We start from the raw sequence: 1,144 nt of genomic DNA on the forward strand, positions 1-1,144 counted from the left end.
GGCAACCGCCATCGCCATGATGCCATTCAACCTATCCGTATTCTTCTCCGCAACGCTTATCGTGCGCTTTTACCACAAGCTGACGCCGCAAAAGATTGGTCGTTATGGCTTTATTATTTGTACCCTTTCGCTGCTGTGGCTCGCCTTCGTGGTGCGTAACAACTGGAGCGAATTTGCGGTGCTGTTTGGGCTGGTGGCGTTCGGCATTGGTCAGGGCTCGCTGGTCACCCTGCTGTTTAACGTATTGGTGAGTGCTTCACCGAAAGAGCTGGCAGGTGACGTCGGCTCACTGCGCGGCACCACCAACAATCTGGCGAATGCGATTGGTACCGCCGTGGCCGGTGCGCTGTTGGTCGGATTGCTCAGTTCCAGCGTGATGCGCAACATTGTGCAAACCCCGGTGCTGACCCCTGAAATTCAGGCGCAGGTGAATCTGGATAATATTAACTTTATCAGCAATGACCGTCTGCTCACCGTGCTGTCGCAAACCACGGCAACGCCGGAGCAAGTGGCCGAAGCGGTGCGCGTTAATGAGGAATCACGCCTGAAGGCACTGAAGTTTGGTCTGCTGATCATGGCCTTCCTGTCCATGATGGCGATTATCCCGGCAGGCCGACTGCCCGGCTATCTGCCTGGTGAACTGCCTGCGGATAATCTGGATAAAGAACCGACCAAATAGGTCACTGTCAGATAAGAAAAAGGCTCCGGTTGTTACCGGAGCCTTTTTGCTGATAGAAAAACCGGCTTAACGAACTGACGGGATCTGCTGAGTAATGCAGTGAATGTTGCCACCGCCTAACAGAATTTCACGCGCTGGCACGCCCACAATGGCGTAATCCGGGAACATCTGTTGCAGCAGATCACGCGCCGTATTATCGGTACGCGCATCCAACAACGGGAAGATACTGATTGCTGATCAGAAAATTCACGTAAGAACCCGCCAGACGCGAACCGGCTAAACGTTCAATCGCATCACCCGAAGCAACGCCCACCGCTTCCTCTTCCGTGGCATAAAGCGGACCCGGCGCAGGCAGCTTCCAGATCTTCAGAGCACGCCCTTGCGCATCCCGGGCTTGGGATAAGACCTGATACGCCGCGATGGAGCGCGCATACTGCGGATCGTTTTCGTCATCCGTCCGCTGCC

Annotated in this window: 1 protein-coding gene and 1 pseudogene; one reads left to right on the top strand and one right to left on the bottom strand. The window is 55.2% G+C overall.

What is annotated here, in order from left to right:
- Nucleotides 1–679, top strand: a 679-nt coding sequence (locus tag J5224_RS29160; RefSeq protein ID WP_413544743.1) for an MFS transporter, incomplete at its 5' end; no start/stop codon positions are given.
- Between the two features lie 66 nt (nucleotides 680–745).
- Here the strand turns inward: J5224_RS29160 and J5224_RS29165 are convergent.
- A pseudogene (locus J5224_RS29165) lies at nucleotides 746–1,144 on the bottom strand (agmatine deiminase family protein); the annotation flags it as partial.

The organism is Candidatus Symbiopectobacterium sp. NZEC135 (genome assembly GCF_025962695.1).